The following is a 5,574-nucleotide window of genomic DNA, read 5'->3' as shown; positions in this document are numbered from 1 at the left end:
CTCCCCACAAGAGGGAGGGTAAAACGCCAGCGCCCTACCTCCCCCTCGTCGGGAGGTCGGACCAAAGGTCCGGGTGGGGACCGGCGCTCCGACTTGCTCGGGGAGAGCAATGACGCAAAGCGTTCGCGAAGTTCCATCAGCGCTGGCCGGCGAGGCGGTGCTGGAAATCGCCGGCCTCAGCGTCAGCGTGCGCGGCGAGGATGGCGAGCGCGAGGTGGTATCCGGCCTGTCGCTGTTTCTCAAACGCGGCGAGACGCTGTGCATCGCCGGCGAGTCCGGCTCCGGCAAGTCGATGACCGCGCTGGCAATCATGCAATTGCTGCCGCAGCCGGCCGGCCGCATCGCCGCCGGCACGATCCGGCTTTGCGATAAGGATGGCAGTGCCGTCGAGCTGACGGTGCTCGACGAACGGCGCATGCGCGACATTCGTGGCGACCGCATCGCCATGATCTTCCAGGAGCCGATGACCTCGCTCAATCCGGTGCTGTCGATCGGCCGGCAGCTCACCGAGTCGATCGAGGCGCATACCGGTGTATCCCACACGGAGGCCAAGCTGCGCGCGGTCGCGGCGCTAAAGGCGGTGCGCATCTCCGAGGCCGAAAGCCGGCTGAAACAATTTCCGCACGAGCTGTCCGGCGGCATGCGCCAGCGGGTGATGATCGCGATGGCGCTGGCGCTCGAACCCGCCGTGCTGATCGCCGACGAGCCGACGACGGCGCTCGACGTGACGGTGCAGGGCGAGGTGCTGGAACTGCTGCGCGACCTGCAGCGCCAGCACGGCACCAGCGTGATCCTGATCACCCACGATATGGGCGTCGTGGCCGAAATGGCCGATCGGGTGATCGTCATGCGCAACGGCCGCATGGTCGAAGAGGGGACGACATCGGCTATTTTTGCCAGGCCGCAAGCCGCGTATACGCGCGAGCTCCTTGCCGCCGTTCCGCGCATCGGCTCCGGCGCGCGCCGGGCTTCCGGCGAGTCCGACGTGGCGGCAATGCAAGACAAGGTGGCGGTCGTGAAAGACCTGCATGTCCGCTTCGACCTGCGCGGTGGCTTCTTCGGCCGCGTCAACCGAAGGGTGCATGCCGTCGAAGGCATTAGCTTCTCGATCGCGCCGAACGAGACGCTGGCGCTGGTCGGCGAGTCCGGCTGCGGCAAGTCGACCACCGCCAAGGCGCTGGCCGGCCTCGTTCCTTATAGCGGCGGCGTGACGATCGGCGGACGCGAATTGTCCCGCCTCGGGCGCGACGAGCGCAAGGCGGTGCGACGAGACGTGCAGATGGTCTTCCAGGACCCTTATGCCTCGCTCGACCCGCGCATGCGCGTCGGCGAGCTGGTGGCGGAGCCGCTGCTGATCCATGGCATCGGCTCGAAGGAAGAACGGCGGGAGCGCGTGGCAGCGCTGTTCGAGCGGGTCGGTCTCTCGTCTGAGCAGATGGAGCTTTATCCGCATGAATTCTCGGGCGGCCAACGCCAACGCATCTGCATCGCGCGGGCGCTGGCGCTGAGGCCGAAGCTGATCATCGCCGACGAGAGCGTTTCGGCGCTCGACGTTTCGGTGCAAGCGCGCGTGCTCGATCTCTTGAAGGAGCTGCAGCGCGAATTCGGCGTCGCCTATCTGTTCATCTCGCACGACATGGCGGTGGTCGAAAACGTCTCGGATCGTGTCGCCGTCATGTATCTCGGCCAGATCGTCGAGATCGGCAGTCGCGACCAGGTGTTCTCCAATCCGCGCCATCCCTATACGCGGCGGCTGATCGAGGCCGTGCCTGTTCCCGATCCGTCATTGCGCCGGACACGCTTTGCCCGTCTCGACCGCGAAATTCCAAGCGCGACGCGGCGGATCGGCGAGAGCGTGCCGAAACTGGTGCTCAAGGATTTCGGCGGCGGACATTTCGCCGCCGTCGGAGATTAATCAGGATCACGGCCTGCCGCATTCAGCCTGGCATTCGATTGGCTTTCGGGAGCGGCGATCTGTCCGTTTCGGGATGTACGCGAATGATGGTAGAGCCTGAAGCCGCCACTCACCCATTCCGGATTCTCAATGTCGGTCTTCACACGCCGCAGACTCCTGCAGGGCGCCGCGGCGGCCGGCGCGGCCGGCATCGGCCTCTCGACCGCCGGCAAGTTCGCCGGCTGGGCGGCGGCGAAACCCGAACCGCTGATCTTGAAGACGGCAGGCATAGCAGCGCAGTTGATGGCCGGCGCGCCAACGAAGAATGTCCTGACCTATGGCGAGGCCGGCCCGCCGCCGGTCATCAGGATGAAGAAAGGCAAGCCATTCGCCGCGCGGCTCGTCAACGGCATCGACGACCCGACGACCATCCATTGGCATGGCATCCGCGTTCCCAACAAGATGGACGGCGTGCCGTTCATGAGCCAGCCCTATGTGTATCAGGGCGATCATTTCGACTACGCCTTCGCGCCGCCAGACGCCGGCACCTTGGTATCACCCGCATTGCAACACGCTGGAACAGATGGGCCATGGGCTGACCGGCGTCATCGTGGTGGAAAACCCGAACGATCCTGCCTTCGATGCCGAAGTGGCGCTCAATCTGCGCGACTGGCGCCTCGGCGATGACGGCCAGTTCATCGCGCAGTTCCGGCCGCGCGATGCGGCGCGCAGCGGCACCTATGGCACGGTGCGCACGGCCAACTGGCTCGACCAGCTGCAATATGACGCGCCGGCCGGCGGGCTGGTGCGGCTGCGGGCCGCCATCACCGACGTCACGCGCATCTATGGCTTCCGCGTCGACGGCGCCGAGGCCGCCGTCATCGCGCTCGACGGCAATCCGGTGCCGCAGCGCTTTGCGCCCGACGCCCTGCAGCTCGGGCCCGGACAACGGCTGGAGCTTGCCATCCGCATGCCCGACGACGAAGGCGCGATCGTCAGCCTGCGGGATGTCAGGGGCACGAAGCCAAAGGTTCTGGCGACACTGCGTGCGGTCGGCCAATCGCTCAAGCGCGATCTTCGCGATCTCGGCCCGCTCGAGCCCAATCCGGTGGCGGAGGTGGACGTCGCCGCCGCGAGGCGCATTCCGCTGGCGCTGAGCGCCACGGCCGAAAATGTCGCGGCCGACAGCATCTGTGGGTCGCTCGGCTATAGTTTCTGGGCGATCAACAAGGTGCCGTGGCCGGGCGACACGCCGGACCCGACCGCGCCGCTGGCCGAGCTGAAACTCGGCCAAAGCTACATCATCGACATGGAAAACCTGACGCCGCACGCGCACCCGATCCACCTGCACGGCATGAGCTTCAAGGTGCTGTCGTCCTCGACGCGAGCGGTCCAGCCGCTTATCTCCGATACCTATCTGATCCAGCCCGACGAGAAGGTGCAGCTGGGCTTCGTCGCCGACAACCCCGGCGACTGGCTGCTCCACTGCCACATCATCGAGCACCAGAAGACGGGCATGACGAGCTATTTGCGCGTGGCGTGAGCGCAAGGAGCGATAGGCGCCCTCGCCTTTGCCCGGAATTCGCGGACCTCGACGGGTTGACGCCCTTGCCCGCTTGCCTAGGTAGGCAAGAGGCGCTGGGGCGGCACGCAACTCCGACCGACGGCATGACATCTTTGCGCATTCGAAAACTTGCCCTTGTTGCGGCAGGCATCTCCATCCTGTCGTCCTGCGTCATCCCCGACGATACGTCGCGGGTCGCGAAAGAGGATCCCACCACGGCCGCCGCCCGCCGGGAAATGGTCGGCCTCAGCGAGGCCGATGTTCGCATGTGCGCCGGCTTTCCGACCGCGACCGCCGATGTGGGACCTTCCGGCCAGATCTGGACCTATCAGCGCAGCGTGCAGCGCGGCAATCTCAACATCGCGGTGCCGACCATGGCCCTGGGCGCTATCCCCGCAGTTGGAGGGTCCGTCAACGTCGCGCCCGGCGGCTATTGCAACACGCAGATTCGCATGCTCGGCGGCCGTGTCGCGGAAGTGACCTATGCCGGCGACAATAATTTGCCCAACAGCATCGATGCGCTCTGCGTCAGCACGGTGGACGCCTGCGTGGCCTATGCGCGACAGCGCAATCGCAAAGCGACGGCGGTCTCCAGGTGATCGGGCAATACCGGCCACGCGGAGCCTCCAGTTGGCACTTATCCTGGAGCTGTCTTAGCGTCCGCCGGGATGAATGGCGCCGGGCTCTTTTTCGGAGGCGCCGGGTGAAATTTGCCGGCCCATGTTTGTGCGGGTTTCGGGCGGCGAGGCATCCATCAGGTTCCTGACCTTGGCGTTGTTGTGCGCATGGATGATGGCACGGCCGAGATGGAGCAGGATTCCCACCACTGACATTGGTACTTCTCCGTTGAGATGGCGGATATGTCGGCGGCGGGACGCCCAACCCAATGCGCCCCGTCTGTTTCGTGGGAATGACGCGGAAGATGGCTTCTCGTTGCCAATTCGTGACCTGGAAACAGAGCACGCCGGCGTGCAGGACGCAGGATGCTAGTGGAAACATGATCTGACGCTCATATGTGCGGCGGGAACGAAAAGTGATGCTGGTCGCCGCAAATCGTCCTGAATCCGAAGGTCTTTCGGCCGCCCAATTCGAGACGATGGAGAGGTCGATGAAATTGTCCGTCCTTACTCTTGCCGGCACCATGCTGGCGCTGGCGCCCGCGGTTCAGGCGGCGCCGATGATCGGTATCCCGGCTGGAGACGGCCTCGTGCAGCAGGCGCATGTGACATGCGCGTACCTGACCGAAGACGGCTATTGCGTGAGCCCGCACAAGAAGCACAAGCATTGGAAGCGCGAGCGGCACTACCGGCCGATCTATCGCACCTACGAGCCGCAGCCGTCGGACGAGTATTACTGGCGCTACGAGCGCCAGCGGCCGATTGTCCGCGTCATCCCCAGCTATCCGCGGCAGGATGAAGATAATTGGGACGATTGGGATGACTGAGCGACTGGCGGGCCCAGAGCCCGCCCCTGCTTTCGGCTGGTGGAGCTGAGGGGGATCGAACCCCTGACCTCATCATTGCGAACGATGCGCTCTCCCAGCTGAGCTACAGCCCCGTTCCAGCGGATCGGCTTGTATCGGTCGCGGCGGTTTGATGTCAAGGCGAAACGGCTGCCCGGCATCGAGCGCCGAAACGGCCGGGCCTTGCCGGTTCCGCGCGCAATGGCTACATGTCGGCGACAATTTGGAGACCGGCATGATCGCCCTTATTCAAACCATCGTCATGGCGCTTGATATCTACTGGTGGATCATCATCGCCTCGGCGATCTTTTCCTGGCTCTATGCCTTCAACGTCGTCAACTCGCGCAACCAGTTTGTCGGCACCGTCGGCAATATGCTTTACCGTCTGACCGAGCCGGCGCTGCGGCCGATCCGCCGCTACATGCCCGATCTTGGCGGCATCGACATCTCGCCGATCATTCTTCTTTTGATCATCTTCTTCATCCGCCAGTTTTTGATCACCACCGTCTTCTCCTGGGTCGCTTAAGGCCGATCCATGGCCTCGCCGTTCCGTCCGCGCGACGACGGCATCGACCTTTTCGTGCGGCTGACGCCGAAGGCGGCGGTGGATCGGATCGAAGGCATTGAGACGGCCGCCGACGGGCGCAGCCATCT

At 64.7% G+C, this 5,574-nt stretch carries 5 protein-coding genes, 1 tRNA gene and 2 pseudogenes; 6 read left to right on the top strand and 2 right to left on the bottom strand.

Translation table 11 applies throughout. The features are described 5' to 3' along the window. Nucleotides 1–109 precede the first annotated feature (109 nt). The 3 genes and pseudogenes from EOA79_RS29060 (at nucleotide 110) to EOA79_RS29050 (ending at nucleotide 4,057) form a co-directional block, all read left to right on the top strand. Nucleotides 110–1,915, top strand: coding sequence for an ABC transporter ATP-binding protein (locus EOA79_RS29060; RefSeq protein WP_095826238.1), 1,806 nt, complete (start codon nucleotides 110–112; stop codon nucleotides 1,913–1,915). Between the two features lie 129 nt (nucleotides 1,916–2,044). Next, nucleotides 2,045–3,437: pseudogene (locus tag EOA79_RS29055) on the top strand (multicopper oxidase family protein). 125 nt (nucleotides 3,438–3,562) lie between these two features. Then, entirely contained in the window at nucleotides 3,563–4,057 is a 495-nt protein-coding gene (locus EOA79_RS29050; protein WP_095779821.1) for a hypothetical protein, read from the top strand. A 54-nt stretch (nucleotides 4,058–4,111) separates the two neighbouring features. Here EOA79_RS29050 and EOA79_RS29045 read toward each other — a convergent pair whose 3' ends face one another. After that, nucleotides 4,112–4,291: a hypothetical protein gene (locus EOA79_RS29045; RefSeq protein ID WP_095826236.1), complete on the bottom strand. Its 180-nt coding sequence runs from the start codon at nucleotides 4,289–4,291 to the stop codon at nucleotides 4,112–4,114. Nucleotides 4,292–4,566: 275 nt separating this feature from the next. On the opposite strand from EOA79_RS29045, the gene EOA79_RS29040 reads away from it, so the two are divergent. After that, nucleotides 4,567–4,902 (top strand): hypothetical protein, encoded by a 336-nt coding sequence (locus EOA79_RS29040; RefSeq protein ID WP_127334911.1) that lies wholly within the window; start codon nucleotides 4,567–4,569, stop codon nucleotides 4,900–4,902. A 37-nt stretch (nucleotides 4,903–4,939) separates the two neighbouring features. On the opposite strand, the gene EOA79_RS29035 is transcribed toward EOA79_RS29040, so the two are convergent. Next, nucleotides 4,940–5,015 (bottom strand) — tRNA-Ala (locus EOA79_RS29035). 140 nt (nucleotides 5,016–5,155) lie between these two features. Between EOA79_RS29035 and EOA79_RS29030 the strand changes: the two genes are divergently transcribed. Both EOA79_RS29030 and EOA79_RS33885 read left to right on the top strand, forming a co-directional pair. Continuing rightward, entirely contained in the window at nucleotides 5,156–5,446 is a 291-nt protein-coding gene (locus EOA79_RS29030) for a YggT family protein (protein ID WP_067002157.1), read from the top strand. A 9-nt stretch (nucleotides 5,447–5,455) separates the two neighbouring features. After that, nucleotides 5,456–5,574: pseudogene (locus EOA79_RS33885) on the top strand (DUF167 domain-containing protein); the annotation flags it as partial.

The sequence above is a fragment of the Mesorhizobium sp. M1A.F.Ca.IN.020.03.2.1 genome, from assembly GCF_004023205.1.
Lineage (GTDB): Bacteria > Pseudomonadota > Alphaproteobacteria > Rhizobiales > Rhizobiaceae > Mesorhizobium.
Note: the sequence above shows the minus strand (reverse complement) of the source record. Positions and strands in the feature narration are given on the sequence as shown.